At 33.0% G+C, this 16,282-nt stretch carries 15 protein-coding genes; 7 read left to right on the top strand and 8 right to left on the bottom strand.

Translation table 11 applies throughout. From position 1 onward, the window contains the following. Positions 1 to 4 precede the first annotated feature (4 nt). The 5 genes from CVD18_RS12575 (at position 5) to clpX (ending at position 5,564) form a co-directional block, all read left to right on the top strand. Positions 5 to 1,597, top strand: a complete 1,593-nt coding sequence (locus CVD18_RS12575; RefSeq protein WP_369858599.1) for a G-D-S-L family lipolytic protein — start codon at positions 5 to 7, stop codon at positions 1,595 to 1,597. Positions 1,598 to 1,688: 91 nt separating this feature from the next. Next, complete coding sequence (locus CVD18_RS12570; protein WP_103865796.1) at positions 1,689 to 2,036, top strand: phage holin family protein; 348 nt, start codon at positions 1,689 to 1,691, stop codon at positions 2,034 to 2,036. 97 nt (positions 2,037 to 2,133) lie between these two features. Continuing rightward, positions 2,134 to 3,456, top strand: coding sequence for a trigger factor (gene tig / locus CVD18_RS12565; RefSeq protein WP_103865795.1), 1,323 nt, complete (start codon positions 2,134 to 2,136; stop codon positions 3,454 to 3,456). A 104-nt stretch (positions 3,457 to 3,560) separates the two neighbouring features. Continuing rightward, a complete protein-coding gene (clpP, locus tag CVD18_RS12560) occupies positions 3,561 to 4,235 on the top strand; it encodes an ATP-dependent Clp endopeptidase proteolytic subunit ClpP (protein WP_103865794.1) in 675 nt (224 codons plus the stop codon). A gap of 96 nt (positions 4,236 to 4,331) precedes the next feature. Further along, the gene (gene clpX, locus CVD18_RS12555) at positions 4,332 to 5,564 is read left to right on the top strand and encodes an ATP-dependent Clp protease ATP-binding subunit ClpX (RefSeq protein WP_103865793.1); all 1,233 of its coding nucleotides are present in this window, start codon (positions 4,332 to 4,334) and stop codon (positions 5,562 to 5,564) included. An 81-nt stretch (positions 5,565 to 5,645) separates the two neighbouring features. Here clpX and CVD18_RS12550 read toward each other — a convergent pair whose 3' ends face one another. Together CVD18_RS12550 and CVD18_RS12545 are read right to left on the bottom strand one after the other, a co-directional pair. Next, a complete protein-coding gene (locus CVD18_RS12550; RefSeq protein ID WP_103865792.1) occupies positions 5,646 to 5,969 on the bottom strand; it encodes a hypothetical protein in 324 nt (107 codons plus the stop codon). A 251-nt stretch (positions 5,970 to 6,220) separates the two neighbouring features. Further along, complete coding sequence (locus CVD18_RS12545) at positions 6,221 to 7,753, bottom strand: GH3 auxin-responsive promoter family protein (RefSeq protein WP_103865791.1); 1,533 nt, start codon at positions 7,751 to 7,753, stop codon at positions 6,221 to 6,223. A 147-nt stretch (positions 7,754 to 7,900) separates the two neighbouring features. Here CVD18_RS12545 and CVD18_RS12540 point away from each other — a divergent pair, with 147 nt between their 5' ends. Next, positions 7,901 to 8,695, top strand: a complete 795-nt coding sequence (locus CVD18_RS12540; RefSeq protein ID WP_103865790.1) for a DUF2797 domain-containing protein — start codon at positions 7,901 to 7,903, stop codon at positions 8,693 to 8,695. Positions 8,696 to 8,697: 2 nt separating this feature from the next. Here the strand turns inward: CVD18_RS12540 and CVD18_RS12535 are convergent, their stop codons facing one another. The 6 genes from CVD18_RS12535 to CVD18_RS12510 form a co-directional block, all read right to left on the bottom strand. Further along, entirely contained in the window at positions 8,698 to 10,152 is a 1,455-nt protein-coding gene (locus CVD18_RS12535) for an aspartate aminotransferase family protein (protein ID WP_103865789.1), read from the bottom strand. A gap of 186 nt (positions 10,153 to 10,338) precedes the next feature. After that, on the bottom strand, positions 10,339 to 10,965 hold the full coding sequence (locus CVD18_RS12530; RefSeq protein WP_103865788.1) for a hypothetical protein: 627 nt from the start codon (positions 10,963 to 10,965) through the stop codon (positions 10,339 to 10,341). A 132-nt stretch (positions 10,966 to 11,097) separates the two neighbouring features. After that, complete coding sequence (locus tag CVD18_RS12525) at positions 11,098 to 11,541, bottom strand: hypothetical protein (RefSeq protein WP_146052777.1); 444 nt, start codon at positions 11,539 to 11,541, stop codon at positions 11,098 to 11,100. Positions 11,542 to 11,611: 70 nt separating this feature from the next. Further along, entirely contained in the window at positions 11,612 to 12,874 is a 1,263-nt protein-coding gene (locus CVD18_RS12520; RefSeq protein ID WP_103865786.1) for a hypothetical protein, read from the bottom strand. 517 nt (positions 12,875 to 13,391) lie between these two features. Beyond that, a complete protein-coding gene (locus CVD18_RS12515) occupies positions 13,392 to 13,829 on the bottom strand; it encodes a hypothetical protein (protein ID WP_103865785.1) in 438 nt (145 codons plus the stop codon). A gap of 31 nt (positions 13,830 to 13,860) precedes the next feature. Continuing rightward, on the bottom strand, positions 13,861 to 15,129 hold the full coding sequence (locus CVD18_RS12510) for a hypothetical protein (RefSeq protein ID WP_146052776.1): 1,269 nt from the start codon (positions 15,127 to 15,129) through the stop codon (positions 13,861 to 13,863). An 810-nt stretch (positions 15,130 to 15,939) separates the two neighbouring features. Here CVD18_RS12510 and CVD18_RS12505 point away from each other — a divergent pair. After that, a partial coding sequence (locus CVD18_RS12505) for a transposase (RefSeq protein ID WP_103864054.1) occupies positions 15,940 to 16,282 on the top strand: 343 nt, incomplete at its 3' end.

The following is a 16,282-nucleotide window of genomic DNA, read 5'->3' as shown; positions in this document are numbered from 1 at the left end:
AAAGATGATGAGGAAAAATATAAAATATTTAGCAATTCTGGCATTAGGATTTGTAGCATGTGAACCAGAATTTGATAATCCTATTGAGGAGTCAGGTGTATATACTAATGGAGAAGCTGATTTCAGTACCTATGTAGCATTAGGAAACTCTCTTACGGCTGGTTTTGCAGATGGAGCATTGTATATTACAGGGCAAGAAAATTCATACCCAAATATAATATCTCAACAATTCAAATCTGCAGGAGGAGGCGATTTTATACAGCCTCTTATGGCAGATAATACAGGAGGAGCTTTACTAGGAGGAACCCAGATTTTGGATAATAGATTTGTATTAGCTTTTGATGATAAAGGAGCGCCAATAGGTCCTGATATTTATACGGGAGCAGCGCCAACAACTGAGATTTCTACAAATCTAGGAAGTTCTTTTAATAATATGGGGATTCCAGGAGCCAAGAGTTTTCATTTGGCAGCACCAGAATATGGTAATGTGGCTGGAGTGCAGCCTGGTTTAGCAAACCCTTATTATGTTAGGTTTGCTTCTTCTACAACATCTACCGTAATACAAGATGCAGTAGCTCAAGACCCTACTTTTTTTAGTTTGTGGATAGGGAATAATGATATTCTTAGTTATGCTACTTCAGGAGGTGTTGGAGTAGATCAAAATGAAGTGCCTAATCTTGATCCGTCTACGTATGGTTCTACAGATATCACAAATACGACTGTGTTTGCAGGGGTATATAGTCAATTACTGGATGCACTTACTGCAAATGGAGCAAAAGGAGTAGTCTTGAGTTTGCCTAGTGTAACTTCAATACCATTCTTTACGACTGTTCCTCATGCGCCATTGAATCCTGCGGATGAAAGTTTTGGGCCTCAGATACCAACACTTAATGCTACCTATGCTGGGTTGAACCTTGCATTTGAAGCTTTAGGAGTTCCTGAAAGAGCTATACAATTTTCTACAACAAGTGCTAGTGCTGTTGTGATCAAGGATGAATCACTTACAGATATTACAGATGGTCTTGCTCTAGCTTTAGCGGGTACGTTTGGGCCATTAGCACCAGTTGTTGCAGCGCAATTTGGACAGGCAAGACAGGCAACAGCAAATGATTTGTTGGTACTTACCAGTTCTAGTGTTATCGGTAAGTTAGATACTGATAGATTAGCAGAATTGATGGGCTTAGGGTTGAGTCAAGAGCAAGCAGGACAGTTTTCTGTAAAAGGAGTGTCATTGCCTCTAGAAGATCAATATGTATTAATCCCAGCAGAACAAACTGCTATAGAAAATGCTCGTAATGGATTTAATGCAACCATTTCTGCCTTAGCAGCTGCAAATGGTCTTGCATTTTATGATGCTGCTGCTGATTTAGCACAAGCAGCCAATGGTGGGATACCTCTGCAAGGAGGAGAAATAGTTACTTCGCAATTTATAACAGGAGGTGGATTCTCATTAGATGGTGTACACCCTACACCAAGAGCTCAAGCTATTATAGCTAATGGTATTTTGGATGCTGTTAAAAAAACGTATGGAGCTAATTTGCCAAAGGTAAATCCTGTAGATTATGGAACAGTTACTTTGAGTAATAATATTAATTAGAGGAAGATAGCTTCAAAAATAAACGAATAAAAACCTGTTGTTTTTCAGCAGGTTTTTTTTATTGAAAAAAAATAAAGTTTATATTTGGTATATGAATTTTTTACTAAAACTTATTTTAAGCGCTCTAGCAGTACTTGTTCTGGCAAAGATTCTTCCTGGAGTAGCGGTAGAGAATTATGTAAGCGCTATCATTGTAGCTATTGTATTGGCTATTTTGAATACAATTGTAAAACCTTTGTTGGTTGTTTTTACTTTACCAGCTACGATACTTACATTAGGATTATTTCTTCTGGTTATTAATGCCGCTATAATTTTAATAGCAGATTATTTTATACCTGGATTTAGTGTGAGAGGATGGTTTTGGGCCCTAATTTTTAGTGTTTTATTATCTGTGTTTCAATCAATACTGCATTCTGTTTTGAAGAAAGATAGAAACTAATGTAACGTTTACTGTTTTTCAGGGAGTTAAAAATTTGTTGTGATGTAAAAAAGTATTACTTTTGCAACCCAATTTTTAGTAGTAAACGTAGAGATAAATGAATATTTCAAAAGAGCAATTAGACGAATTAAATGCAGTAGTAACTGTAGATATCACTAAAGAAGATTATAGTGATAAGGTAGATAAGATTCTTAGTGATTATCGCAAAAGCGCTAATATTCCTGGTTTTAGAAAAGGTCATGTTCCTATGGGGCTTGTGAAAAAACAGTACGGAAAAGCAGTTTTGGTAGATGAGGTAAATAAGCTACTACAAGATGCATTGAATAAATATCTCACAGAAGAGAAACTTGATGTTTTAGGGAATCCTTTGCCAAAAGAGCAAGATAATTTTGACTGGGATAGTGATAACTATTCTTTTGAATTTGAATTAGGATTAGCTCCAAAATTTGAAGTAAAACTCAACGGTAAAAAAGCAATTACTCACTACAAAATTGTTGCCAATGATGAGATGGTGGATAATCAAATTAAGACCATTCAAAAACAATATGGTAAGCTGATTCCTAAAGATGCTGCAGAGAAAGATGATTTGGTAGCTGGATCTTTTGTGAATGAAGAAAAAGAAATTGATAACGCATTTACTGTTTCACTTGATAAAATTAAAGGAAAGAAGAACCTTGATAAGTTTATCGGAGCGAAAGTAGGAGATGTTATCAAATTAAAAACAAAAGGATTATTTAGTGAGGATCAGGACTTAATCAGTGCTTTGAAAATTACTAAAGAAGAAGCTGAAGGTCTTAATGTAGAAGTAACTTTTACGGTTTCAGAAGTGAATACTCAGGAACTTGCTGATTTGGATCAAGAGTTGTTTGATAAATTATATGGTCCTGATGCTGTAAAGAGTGTTGACGATCTAAAAGCAAAAATTAAAGAAGATGCAGAACGTCAATTTGAGCAGCAGTCAGAGCAGCAGTTGCTTAATGATATTACAGAAAGTGTTCTAGAAAACACCAAGTTTGATCTTCCTATTGAGTTTTTGCAAAAATGGATTCGCACAACAGGTGAGCAGCCTTTGACAGAAGATGAGGCAAAAGATGAATACGAGAAAAGCGAAAAAGGATTACGTTATCAATTGGTTGAAGGTAAATTGATTAATGATAATAACCTTCAGGTTACTTTTGATGAGTTGAAAGAATTTGCCAAAGAATTGATTAAAGGGCAAATGGCTCAATTTGGACAAAACTCTCCAGAAGATAAAGAGCTAGAAGACATTGCTGCAAGAATATTGTCAAACCAAGAAGAGGTAAAGAGAATGTCTGAGCAATTAATGAGTAAAAAATTACTTAATTATTATAAAGAAAATGCAAAGCTTAAAGTAAAAGAACTTAGCTTTGATGAATTCATAAAAGAAGTTTACAAATAAATAATGTTGTAATTTACTAACGAATTTATACTTATATTTAGGGCGTTAAACTATCTTTAGGTTAACGCCTTTTTTTATCAATAAAAATTTCAGAAAAGAAATATATGGATTACGGAAAAGAATTCGAAAAATACGCTACAAAACATCACGGTATTAATAGTAATTACTATAATCAGATGATTAGTAGTATGTATCCAGTTGGTATGACTCCTAATATAATAGAAGAACGTCAAATGAATATTGCTATTTTTGATGTTTTTTCACGGTTAATGATGGACCGTATTATATTTATGGGAACTGGGATAAATGATCAAGTAGCAAATATCATACAAGCGCAATTGTTATTTTTAGAAAGTGTAGATTCCTCAAAAGATATTCAAATATATATTAACTCTCCAGGAGGAAGTGTATATGCGGGTCTAGGTATTTATGACACCATGCAGTTTATAAAACCAGATGTTGCAACAATCTGTACAGGTATGGCTGCATCAATGGGTGCTGTACTGTTGTGTGCTGGGCAAGAAGGAAAACGATCTGGATTGCCACATAGCCGTGTTATGATTCACCAACCATTAGGAGGAGCACAAGGGCAAGCTAGTGATATAGAAATTACAGCTAGAGAAATCTTAATATTAAAAGAAGAATTGTATAAAATTATTGCCAAACATTCTGGGCAAACCTATGATAAAGTTTATGAAGATAGTGATAGGGATTATTGGATGAAAGCCGATAAAGCTCTTGAATATGGAATGATTGATGAAATTTTGACTAGAGAATAGGAATGAAATAATTTTTCTTGTTGCAGAGAGATAAAAACGTCTTACTTGGTTGTATGGCAAAACAAGAGAAATTTTTATTAAAGAAATAAAATTACTATGGCTAAAGAAGATTTAGAATGTTCTTTTTGTGGGAGAAAAAAACCTGAAACCAATCTGCTTATTGCAGGATTAGATGCGCATATTTGTGATAGATGTATTGTTCAGGCACATGGAATAGTGGTAGAAGAAGCCAAAGATGAAGAAACTGGCGAGCTAAGTAACGAATTGATGTTACGTAAGCCTATGGCTATTAAAAAGTTTTTGGATGAATATGTAATAGGACAAGAATTTACCAAAAAGATAATGTCTGTAGCAGTATATAATCACTATAAACGTCTATTACAACCGCAAACAGATGATGATATTGAGATACAGAAAAGTAATATCATTATGGTTGGGCAGACAGGTACTGGTAAAACATTGATGGCAAAAACTATTGCCAAAATGCTTAATGTGCCTCTTGCTATTGTAGATGCAACTGTGCTTACAGAGGCTGGATATGTGGGTGAAGATGTAGAAAGTATTCTTACACGTTTATTACAAGCAGCAGACTATAATCTTGAAAAAGCACAACGAGGTATTGTATTTATTGATGAGATAGATAAAATCGCTCGTAAGAGTGATAACCCTAGTATAACTAGAGACGTTTCTGGAGAAGGAGTGCAACAGGCACTACTTAAACTTCTAGAAGGAACTGTCGTAAATGTCCCTCCCAAAGGTGGGCGTAAACATCCAGATCAAAAGTTTATTGAGGTTAATACAGAGAATATACTTTTTATTGCAGGGGGTGCCTTTGATGGCATTGAAAAGATGATTCAAAAACGTTTGAATATGCAGGCAGTTGGTTATAGTGCTTCCAAAAGTGAAGATGCTATAGAAAAAGACAACTTACTTCAGTATATTATCCCAAAGGATTTAAAAGATTTTGGATTGATTCCTGAGATTATCGGTAGACTTCCTGTGCTTTCTTATATGGATCCATTAGACGCAGAGACGTTGCGATCTATTTTGACTGCTCCTAAGAATGCGATAATCAAGCAGTATAAGAAGCTCTTTGAGATGGATAATGTTGATTTTTCTATTACAGACGGCGCACTAGAGTATATTGTAGAAAAAGCAATGGAGTATAAATTAGGAGCTAGAGGACTTAGGTCACTTTGTGAGGCTATTTTGACAGATGCAATGTATGAGATGCCAGAGAGTGACGAGACAGAATTTAGAGTGACTAAGGATTATGCAGAGAAGAAACTAAATAAATCTACGATAAAAAAGCTTAAAGCAGTATCGTAAAATTTGAGAAAGTATTAATAATAAAAAAATCCTTTATGCATAGCATAAAGGATTTTTTTATTGGTTGATTAGTAAAGTTTTTTATTCAAAGACAGATATTTGATTTTTGTTATCTAAAATATTGTTCTCTGTATTTTCTAATATAAGAGTATCACTTTTTGTTGAAACATCTAGGTTGTTTTTACGTAGTAAAGCTTCGTAAAAAGCTACTTTAGATAACTCACTATAACAAGTGTAGTCTTCTAGATTGTTTTCTGTTTTTAAAGCCGTTATAGAGTCAGAAGAATCAGTAGTTGCTGTAGCTAATTTTTCTGTGTCCTGAGTAATATGTGCTGTTTTAGCTTCTTGTGCGTTAATTCCTGTAAATAAAAGTAAAAGAATAATACACGATATACTGTTTTTCATATTTTAGGGCTTTAATGAATTTATAAGTATCTGGTTACAAATTTACTATGAAAAATAGATGCTAGAAAGTGATTTGATGTTTTTTAGATCAAACGCTTTTTTTTACGGATGAAAGACTCTATTTTTTGTTAAAAACAACATTTCTTACATACTGTTTTTACGGTTTTACCGTAAAAAATAAATATACAAACAAGTGATTTTGCCTAAAAAAAGTCAGATTTTGTTAAAAATTAAATTTTAAATCAGTGGTATTATGAGGAATATAGAGTTATGTTATTTAACTCTATTAGCTCTTCGATATAAGTACGTGAATTAGACAATCGAGGGACTTTGTGTTGTCCACCCAATTTATTATTCTTTTTGAGCCAATCATAGAAAAGGTTTGACCTTGCTATTCGTATTTGTGGCATATTGAGGGTTGTGTTATTGTATCTTTTTGCTTCATAATCACTGTTGACCTGTTGCAGGTTGTGATCTAGAATTGATATAAAATCATCAATACTTTTAGGAGGTTCTTTGAACTCTATAAGCCATTCATGTGCCCCTTTTTCTCTATCCTTCATAAAGATAGGGGCAACAGTATAGTCTACAATCTCACTATGAGTGATTTTAGTTGTTTTTCTAAGTGCTTCTTCTGCATTTTCTATGATGAGTTCTTCTCCAAAAACATTGATATGATGCTTGGTTCTACCAGATACTTTAATTCTATAAGGATTTATAGAGGTAAAACGTATAGTGTCTCCTATTTTATAACGCCATAATCCTGCATTGGTAGTTATAATGATTGCATAATTTTTTCCTACTTCGACCTCACTCAGGGGGATAATTTCTTCTTCTTCGGTTCCATGTGATTCCATAGGAATAAACTCATAGAATATTCCATAATCAAGCATCAATAAAAGTTCTGAAGAATCATTGCGATCTTGAATTGCAAAGAAACCTTCTGAAGCATTATATATTTCATAATACTTAAAAGAATCTTTAGGTAGGATCTTATTGTATTGATCTTTGTAGGGTTCAAAACTTACTCCTCCATGAAAATATACTTCTAGATTATTCCAAATCTCAAAAATATGCTCATTGCCAGTCATTTCCAGCACTTGGTTAAGTAAAACAAGCATCCAAGAAGGAACTCCTGCTAGACTAGTTACATTTTCTTGAATCGTTTCGTTTACAATTGCTTTCATTTTGTATTCCCAGTCGCTCATCAATGAGACTTCATTACTAGGAGTTGAGCTAAACTCTGCCCAGAATGGCATATTGTCTATGATAATTGCAGATAAGTCTCCAAATGAAGTTCCGTTTTCCTTATACAGTTCTTTACTACCACCCAATCGTAAGCTTTTTCCTGTAAAGAGTTTAGAGTTCTCATTGTTGTTAAGATACATGCATAAAAGGTCTTTGCCTGCGGCAAAATGACAATCTTCTAGAGATTCCTCACTTACTGGTATAAATTTACTTTTTGAGCTTGTGGTACCACTTGATTTTGCAAACCACCTAATAGGGGTAGGCCAGAAAATATTGTTTTCTCCTAGACGACTTCTTTCAATCATTGATTCATAATCTTCATAGGATCGCACGGGTATTCGTTGCTTAAAAGTCTCATAGCTATCTATTGTAGCAAAATCATACTTCTTACCTAGTTCTGTATGCTTAGCTGTTTCTAATAGCACATGTAGTAATTCGAGCTGAACTTCATTGGGATACTTAAGAAAAAGTTCCATCTGATGAAAACGTTTTTTTAAGAACCAGCTGGCAATAGAATTAACTAATGGGATTGGCATTTTTTGATGTATATTTAGGTAGAAATAATGTAATTCCAGACTTTTGCAAAAGCAAGAATATATTATTTTTGGTTGTTGTCAATGTGAAAACTAAAATAATAAAAATAATCACATTCTTCGTAGTAGAGTATCATATAATAAAATTTTATGCAATATCAAGGAGTACTTACAAAGATGCAAACAGAAATAGCTGACCCTATTCAATACTATTTAGTTTTTGAGTCAGATTTTATTCATATGAATCAATTATTGAATAAAAATATACAGATTGATTTTGAAAGGTACCAGTGTTTAGCTTGTGGTAAAAACAAAAAAATATTCAGACAGGGATATTGTTATGATGATTTTTATAATCAACCTCAAGTAGGGGATTGGGTAATGCGCCCTGAGTTGAGTACTGCTCATTTGGGAGTAGAAGATAGAGATTTAGAGTTTGAAAAAAAAGCACAGCTTCAGCCTCATATTGTATATCTCGCAAATTCTAGTAATGTAAAAGTAGGAGTGACCAGAAAATCACAGGTTCCGACACGATGGATTGATCAAGGAGCTCATGAGGCAATAGAAATTGTTGAAGTACCTAATCGATATTTGGCAGGGATTACAGAAGTTGCTCTAAAAGAACATGTCGCAGACAAAACGAATTGGAGAACAATGCTTAAAAATGAGATTGTTGATGAGAATCTTAATGATATCAAAGGTAAATTACAAAAATTTATCCCAGAAGAGGTAAAGGAATATTTTGTTGAAAATGGAAAAGAAACAGAAATAAAATTCCCGGTATTGCAGTATCCTGATAAACTAAAAAGTTTGAATCTGGAAAAAACACCGCAATACACGGGAGTATTAAAAGGTATTAAAGGGCAGTATCTTATTTTTGAAGATAATACGGTCTTTAATGTAAGAAATAACGAAGGATACGTTGTGAGTTTAACGATCTCTTAGCACTATTTTTTTTGCATAACTGCCAGTTCTTCTTTGCCAAATTGCTCACATTGTTGTAATGTGTTTTTGATATCATCTATAGTAGTTCGTGGGTTAATTAAGCACATTCTGAGTACGACCTGATTTTGTAAGATGGTTGTAACCAGAAGTGCTTCTCTAGAAGCAACTATTTTTTGAGAGATCATTTGATTTATATGATCCAAATCTTTTTCAGATAAATGTGCTCCAATAGGGTTGTATCTAAAATTGATTATTGCAAGAGTGGCAGGAGATGTAATTTCCCAATAACTACTTTTTCTCAAAATAGCTTCTGTTTGATCTGCAAGATCAATGTTGTATTTTATTGCTTTTCTAAAGGAATCCAGTCCAAATGTTTTTAAAGACATATAAAATTTTAATGCTCTAAAACGACGGGTTAGCTGAATACCGTGATCATAAAAGTTAATCTCAGACTCATTACCTTCGATATCTCTTAAATATTCAGGTTTTTCACTAAATGTGCTACTTAGCCAGTTGTGATCTTTTACCAAGAGACAACCAATCTCATATGGTTGAAAAAACCATTTATGAGGGTCTACAGTCAATGAATCAGCACGTTCGATTCCTTTCAGAAGTTTTTTGCCTTTATCAGCTAATATAGCGGCACCCCCATAAGCACCATCTACATGCATCCATAAGTTCTCTTCCTCGCATATATTAGCAATTTCATTCAGTGGATCTACTGTTCCAGTATTAGTAGTTCCTGCAGAAGCAATGATGCAGAATGGTTTCCATCCTTCAAGCCGATCTTTGGCAATAATGTTTTTGAGTTTATTGAGTGATATTTTAAATTCTATATCTGTAGGGATAACCCTGATTTGTTCTTTTTTAAACCCAATAACCTTAATTGCTTTGATGTTTGATGAATGTGCTTGATCAGATAGATAAATTACTGCCTTAGAGAAGTCTTGGCCACATTTTATTCTTCTAGCAGTTACCAATGCAGTAAGGTTTGCCATCGAGCCACCACTTGTAAATATTCCTCCTCCTTTTTTTACGGGGAATCCAAAAATTTTAAGGAGCCAATTCATTACTACAATTTCTAATTCTGCTGCAGCTGGTGAAGCTGCCCAGCCTCCTGAAAATATATTGAAACCTGTGGCAATAGTATCCGCCATAACACTTACATAATTACTGGGCCCAGGTACAAAAGAATAAGATTTAGGGTGTGTTACAATATTACTATTAGGAATAATCTGATCCATAACAAAATCCAAAACTTCATTTGCAGCAGTAGCTTTGTTTGGGATATCTTCTGTTAAAAGTGAATCCATCTCTTCTCTAGAAGCAATAGTAACTGGTTTTTTTGAATGTTGAGTTTCAAAATGATCTACAATATGATCTATAATCTTATATCCATATTGTTGCATTTCTTCTTTTGATAATTTTAATTTATAATCGGGGTCATTTTTTGTCATCATCTTATAATTTGGTATTCCAGCAACAAATATAAAGCTGTTAACATAAAAATACTTGTATAAATAATTTAAAAAATAGTATTTTGATAAATGAATTGCTCCCAAAATAAGGTTTTAATTTACCAAAGCTTGCTTCGAAATTAAAGGTTCGTTTCAAACGAATACTTTTACTTATCCCGAGGTAGTTTATTCTGCTATAAATTTGATGCCTTGAAAAATTGAGAGAATGATTAAAGCAACTCCAAGTATTCTAGAAAGCTTGGTTTTTGAATTTTTCTGTTGAGCTATTTTATGACCCCATAGCCCATAACAATATAGGGTTGTGGTTTTACCTAAATAGATACCGAAAAAGAAGAGCAACAAAGAAACAAAAGAAGTATGAGGGGTGAGTTCAAAAATATACTTATCGATCCAAGAGATAGCTAAAATCCAGTAAATAGCTACGGGTGGGTTTAATGTTGCCAGAGAAAACCCAGTAATGAGTTTAGAGGTGTGTAGTTTTGGATAGTTTTTGGTGTTTATTTTGTTTTTTATGAATAAGAGGTATATGCCAATAAAAAAGAAAGTAAAAATAAAGGAGCCTTGAACCCAAGGGTGTTGTGTGAAAAAATGTGATAATTCTATATTGTAGTATAGCGCTAGAGTAGCTAGTAGTATCTCTCCAACTCCTGCGGTGAGAATAATATAGAATGCGTTGAGGATCGTTTGGGTTGTAGTAGCTCTAATAACAGCTAAGTTTACAGCACCAAGAGGTAATGCTCCTATTATTGCACTAATAATTCCTAATAAAAAATAGAGTAATAATGATGTCATATAGCCAATTAGTAGCTATGACGGGGATACCCTTACAAATGATAGAGAAAGATATAAAAAACATAGGAGCGGCAATTGCCGCTCCTAACCCTAAGTAAATATGATAATTATAACACATTACTAATATGATTTTTAAAAATTTCCGTTGACTCCTATTCTCATTTTTTTAATAGTCTCTTCGTAATATAGGATCGTCCAGATAATTTTTTCTGTATCTGCATAAGGAACCAATTCTTCTATAGTTTTTTTGGTTGTTGCCAGACTTTTTCTAGTGGATTCAGTATGATGTCTTAGAACTTTAAGATGCCTAGAGTCTTCTTTGATACCAATATCATTCATCCTTACACCAGGTTCATTGGTCAAGGATAAAAAAGGAAGTGTAGTCATGATTTCTTCTACACGGTCTTGATATAATTTTACAAGTTCTCCTTTTTTCAATGCTTGCAGATCATCAATTGTATGAAATTTGATAATCTGATCTTTTTTGGTAAAAAATATTGCGTCATTTATTGTGTGTTGGCCAACAACAGTACTTATCATAAGAAAAAAGGCAAAGCGGATTATTATTTTTGGCATAATGTTTATAGTATACATTGACTTATTGAATCGGTTCTTTAATTTGATATGTGTTATTGCAAAATTTTATTTATTGCATAACCATATAGTTGTTTAATGATTGTTTTAATTTAAATTTAGGAGTGATGGTGCTTTTAGGATCGCTAAACAGGTCATTTACACTTACGAAATCTTCTGTAAATCGGTTATACTTTAAGATATTAAGAGTTCCGTTAATCCCTTTGTTATTGCTATTAATACCATCACCATGAATATTGAAAAAACTGTTATCCATCATAAATGCTTTTTGCATTACGGCTAATGAGGTGTACGAACTATCAAATTTAACAACATCAGAGAATCCAGATATCTTGGAATTGTGGATATAAGTGATTGCTGAATTTGTTGCAGAAACTGCTGCGGTTGTATGTTGATAATTAGTTTTGTCTGATAGATTTACAAGTGTTGCATTGGTAATAGTAACATCAGTCACTGCATCAGGTCTTATATACCCTAGTTGTTTATTGTAACCATCTACTTCGATAGCATAAGATCCTTGTGGACTATTTATAAATGGATGTCTAATCGCCATTACATTTTTTGCGGTGCCTTTAAAACCTTCTGAAAAATGAAAATCATCTCCCTGAGCTTTTAGTGAAACCAAATTCTGAATGTCATTTTTTCCTCCATGAATATTATACGAGTCATGAGCAGAATAACTAACCATAATGTCTTCTATGATAGAAGAAGTTCCTAATCCGTATAGTGATAAACCATTTGATCCTGAATGTCCAGAGAATTCGATTCTTACATATTTTAATATGGTTGTTTCTTCAAACTTTTGATTTCCTCCATATAGAGCGTATTGAGGATTAAGTTTTCCTTTGATAATACCATTACCAGAAACCGTATTTATTTTTCCTGACCCTGCAATAATAATACCTCCCCAGTCCCCACTATTTCTGGATTTAGAAGCTTTACTAGAAGTGAAAACTATAGGATACGCTTTAGACCCTGCCGCAATCAATTTAGAACCTCTGGTAATGATAAGGTTTGCGGGATTCTCATGATCACATCGAATTACAGTTCCTTCCTGTATGGTCAAAGATGCTCCATTTGTTACATAAACGTCGCCAGACATTTGATATACAACATCGTTTCTTAAATATGTATGATCGGCTATTATATTTGGTAGTTTTTCTTCAGCATCAGGATACTCTGTTTTATTTGGAGTAAAATTAGTCCATCCTTTAGTCCACCTATCGTTATTTTCATTAAAATCTTGCGCTATAGCAAAAGAAGAAGTTAATAGTAGAAGGGCAAAAGCTGTTAATAGAAAACATCTTTTTTTCATAATAGTTTATTTTGGGGTTAAACTTTTGGAGGAAATTTCTTTCTCCCAATTTTTGGACTACTAAGATAGTCGAGTTTTTACAAAGTTGGTTACGTGTTTACCATAGACTTTGTGTGTTTATCGTCATTTTTAAGTTTTTTAACAAAACTTTATAAGTAAAATTCTTACAAAATAATATTTTTATTATGTTGATAATCAAAAAAATAAGCTGTTTTTACTTAGGGGAGGTAGAAGAATGGGGTAAAAACAGGTTTAGTGCTTGTTTTTTTGTGAATAAGGGGGATTTCCCCTGTTTAACAATGATTTATGTTATAATTAGGTATAACAAAATTCCTTTTATGTGTATTACGTCGTTTTTATATGTATTAAACAGAAAAATTTGATAATATCTTACAAGTTTTATCGTAACATCTATGATTAATCTATAATTTAAAAATAGTGTTTTATAAAAAAGACTTTAAAAAGTCATGAATGAAATGACGATTAAAGTCTTTTTGTGAGTTCTAAATATATTTTTCTAGAAATTTCCGTTGGCTCCAATTCTCACCTTTTTGATTACCTCTTCAAAATATAGAATAGCCCATATAATTTTTTCGGTATCTGCATAGGGGATAAATTCAGAAATCATATTTTTTGAACTTTCAAGCATTTCTGTATTAGTACCATGATGCTTATTAAGCGCTCTTAAATTATCAGAATTTTCTTTGATTCCGATATCAGATAATTTAACTCCTGCCTCATTGGTCAATGCTAAATATGGTAAAACAGTTATTACCTCATTAACGCGATTGGTGTATAGTGAAATGAGTTGCCCTTTTTTTAGGTTCTCTAATTCTTCTATGGTATGGAATTTTTTGATTAGTGTGGCTTGCTCAAAAAATATATTCTTTTTTAGTTGCGCATAGCTACAATTCATAATAAAAAAGGCAAAGAAAATGGTAGTAAGTAATTTCATTGTGACGATGATTTAAGTGTAAAATCCAAATTTACTGCATTACGGTATAATTTTCAGATTCTTTGATAGTAAATTTCGGGTTTTTTTTATCAAAAGGAGCTGTAAATAAGTCGTTAGCGTTTCTAAAATGGTTTGTGTACATATTGTATTTGAGTAATCGCTGAGCATTTATATCTGATTCATATTGTGTTAATACAGTTTTACTATGCACATTGAATACACTATTTTCTAAAGAAAAATAATATTGAAGATCTGTATAAGAGCGATATGTTTTGTCAAAGGTAACAACATTGGCAAACCCAGATATACACATGTCTGTAAGTTTGAGTTTTGATAAGTTTTTAGATGAAATAGCTGCTGTGGTGTGTTGATAATTGGTATGATCAGAGAGATTGATCAAGCTTGCATTTTTGATATGTATGTTTGATAAAGATTCAGGGTTTGTATATCCTTCTTTTTTATCATACCCATCAGATTCTATGGCATAAGAACCACTGGTGTCACTTATGTATGGGTGTCTGATTGCCATGATTGTATGGAGTTCTCCTTGATATCCCATGGTAAAATCATAGTCATCATCTTTGGCTTTGTATGAGATAAGGTTAGACATATTTGCCCTACCTCCAAAACACTCAAAAGAATCATCAGCAGAATAACTGATCATGACGTTATCAATAACAGATTTACTTCCTAAAGCATAAAGAGATAATCCATTAAGTTCTTCTGATTGATTGATTTTTTTTCCAGCAAATTCAATCCGAAGATAGGATAGTATAGAAGTCATTTCATTTTCCTGATCTCCTCCAAACGAGGAATATTGTGGTAAAAAATTACCTTCAATAATTTTGGAAGAGGCAGGTGAATTGATCGTTCCTGAACCAGCAATTATAATGCCACCCCAGTCTCCTGATTTTCTCGCTTTTCTCGCTTTATTAGATGTAAATACAATAGGGAATTCTTTAGATCCCATTGCGATCAATTTAGATCCTTTGGTCACTACCAGACTAGCAACATTTTCTGTGTCGCATCGTATAATAGTTCCTTCTTGTATCGTTAATGTAGCATTATCGGTTACATAAACATTACCAGATAGTAAATAGGTAATGTCATTTTCTAAATAAAAATCAGTATTTATGATCTCAGGCAGTACTTCTTCGTGGTCAGGATATTCTTTACGATTGGGTTCAAAACTTGTCCATCCTTTTGTCCATTCTTCTTGATTACCATTGAGTTCTGATTGAGAGAATGACATAAAGGAAAGAGAACAAAAAAGAATCAGGGGAAAATTGTTCCATTTCATGAGTGTGGGGATTTATTTTTGATAACAAAATTATAACTATAAATATTCTTTTGTTGTAGGAGTTGGATTACTAAATTGTTAACGTATCTTTAATAAGTATATTGTGGGTTACGGCATCTTTTTATAAAAAAATATACAAAAAAATGATAAGCCAATAGTGCCTCTAAGATACGGGTTTTTTAGGTAGAAAATAAAGAGAATTTTGATGAATTGATAGAGAGAAATGTAAAATGAAAAACAGTAAGATTTTAAATGCTAAAGTAGACGAAAAATAGAATATTGAACACGGGATAATACTAAATATAAAACCGTAAAATAAAAAAAAGTAAAAAAGAGTTTTGAATATCGAACACCCAATACCGAACGCCGAATGTTGGAGTTTTCTCACTACTCAATTCTCACTACTAATTTATTAAATGTAAAACCGCAAAATTATAAAGTGAAAAAGAGTTTTGAATATCGAATACCCAATACCGAACACCGAATGTTGAAGTTTTCTCACTACTCAATTATCATTATTCACTATTAATTTATAAAATGTAAATCGCATATTCTGTCCTCCCAGCGTAGGCTGGGAACTAAGGAGTACTCATTGTGTGATGGTGGATTCCCGATCAAGTCGGGAATGACAAATGGATATTGAATTCAAAAACAGCAATTATACCAGTTATACTTTGAATTTACTGCAAAAAGAAAAGCAGCTAATTTTTATTCTGAAGCATAGGCGAAAAAGAGAATTTTATTGCGGTAAATTCAAAGTGTAAATGGTAATAATACAATTTACGGATAAATTTTTCGTATATTTAAAGAATGGGTAAGCATATATTATTAGAAGTAAAAGAATCCTCAAGTCATTTACGGAATTTAATCAGAAAAGAGACTAATCCTAAAAATGTATTACGACTACAATCTTTGTTACATATTAGAGAATCAAGCTTTTCTACACAATCAGCCTTGGCAGAACATTTAGGATATCACGTTCGTAGTATGGAACTTTGGCTCAAGTTATATAAAGAAGGAGGTTTATTCGCCATGCTTTTGAATTCAAAAGAAAAACAGCAGCGCAAGCGAATCATTACTCCAGCTGTACACGATGGATTATCAAAACGACTTAATAATCCAGAGCAAGGTTTCCATAGTTACGTACAAGCGG

The organism is Aquimarina sp. I32.4, from assembly GCF_002924285.1.
GTDB lineage: Bacteria > Bacteroidota > Bacteroidia > Flavobacteriales > Flavobacteriaceae > Aquimarina.
This window is presented reverse-complemented; position numbering and strand designations above follow the sequence as displayed.

Coding starts and splice junctions, on each gene's coding strand:
- CVD18_RS12575 (WP_369858599.1), top strand. CDS start 5: ATGATGAGGAAAAATATAAAATATTTAGCAATTCTGGCATTAGGATTT.
- CVD18_RS12570 (WP_103865796.1), top strand. CDS start 1,689: ATGAATTTTTTACTAAAACTTATTTTAAGCGCTCTAGCAGTACTTGTT.
- tig (WP_103865795.1), top strand. CDS start 2,134: ATGAATATTTCAAAAGAGCAATTAGACGAATTAAATGCAGTAGTAACT.
- clpP (WP_103865794.1), top strand. CDS start 3,561: ATGGATTACGGAAAAGAATTCGAAAAATACGCTACAAAACATCACGGT.
- clpX (WP_103865793.1), top strand. CDS start 4,332: ATGGCTAAAGAAGATTTAGAATGTTCTTTTTGTGGGAGAAAAAAACCT.
- CVD18_RS12550 (WP_103865792.1), bottom strand. CDS start 5,969: ATGAAAAACAGTATATCGTGTATTATTCTTTTACTTTTATTTACAGGA.
- CVD18_RS12545 (WP_103865791.1), bottom strand. CDS start 7,753: ATGCCAATCCCATTAGTTAATTCTATTGCCAGCTGGTTCTTAAAAAAA.
- CVD18_RS12540 (WP_103865790.1), top strand. CDS start 7,901: ATGCAATATCAAGGAGTACTTACAAAGATGCAAACAGAAATAGCTGAC.
- CVD18_RS12535 (WP_103865789.1), bottom strand. CDS start 10,152: ATGACAAAAAATGACCCCGATTATAAATTAAAATTATCAAAAGAAGAA.
- CVD18_RS12530 (WP_103865788.1), bottom strand. CDS start 10,965: ATGACATCATTATTACTCTATTTTTTATTAGGAATTATTAGTGCAATA.
- CVD18_RS12525 (WP_146052777.1), bottom strand. CDS start 11,541: ATGCCAAAAATAATAATCCGCTTTGCCTTTTTTCTTATGATAAGTACT.
- CVD18_RS12520 (WP_103865786.1), bottom strand. CDS start 12,874: ATGAAAAAAAGATGTTTTCTATTAACAGCTTTTGCCCTTCTACTATTA.
- CVD18_RS12515 (WP_103865785.1), bottom strand. CDS start 13,829: ATGAAATTACTTACTACCATTTTCTTTGCCTTTTTTATTATGAATTGT.
- CVD18_RS12510 (WP_146052776.1), bottom strand. CDS start 15,129: ATGAAATGGAACAATTTTCCCCTGATTCTTTTTTGTTCTCTTTCCTTT.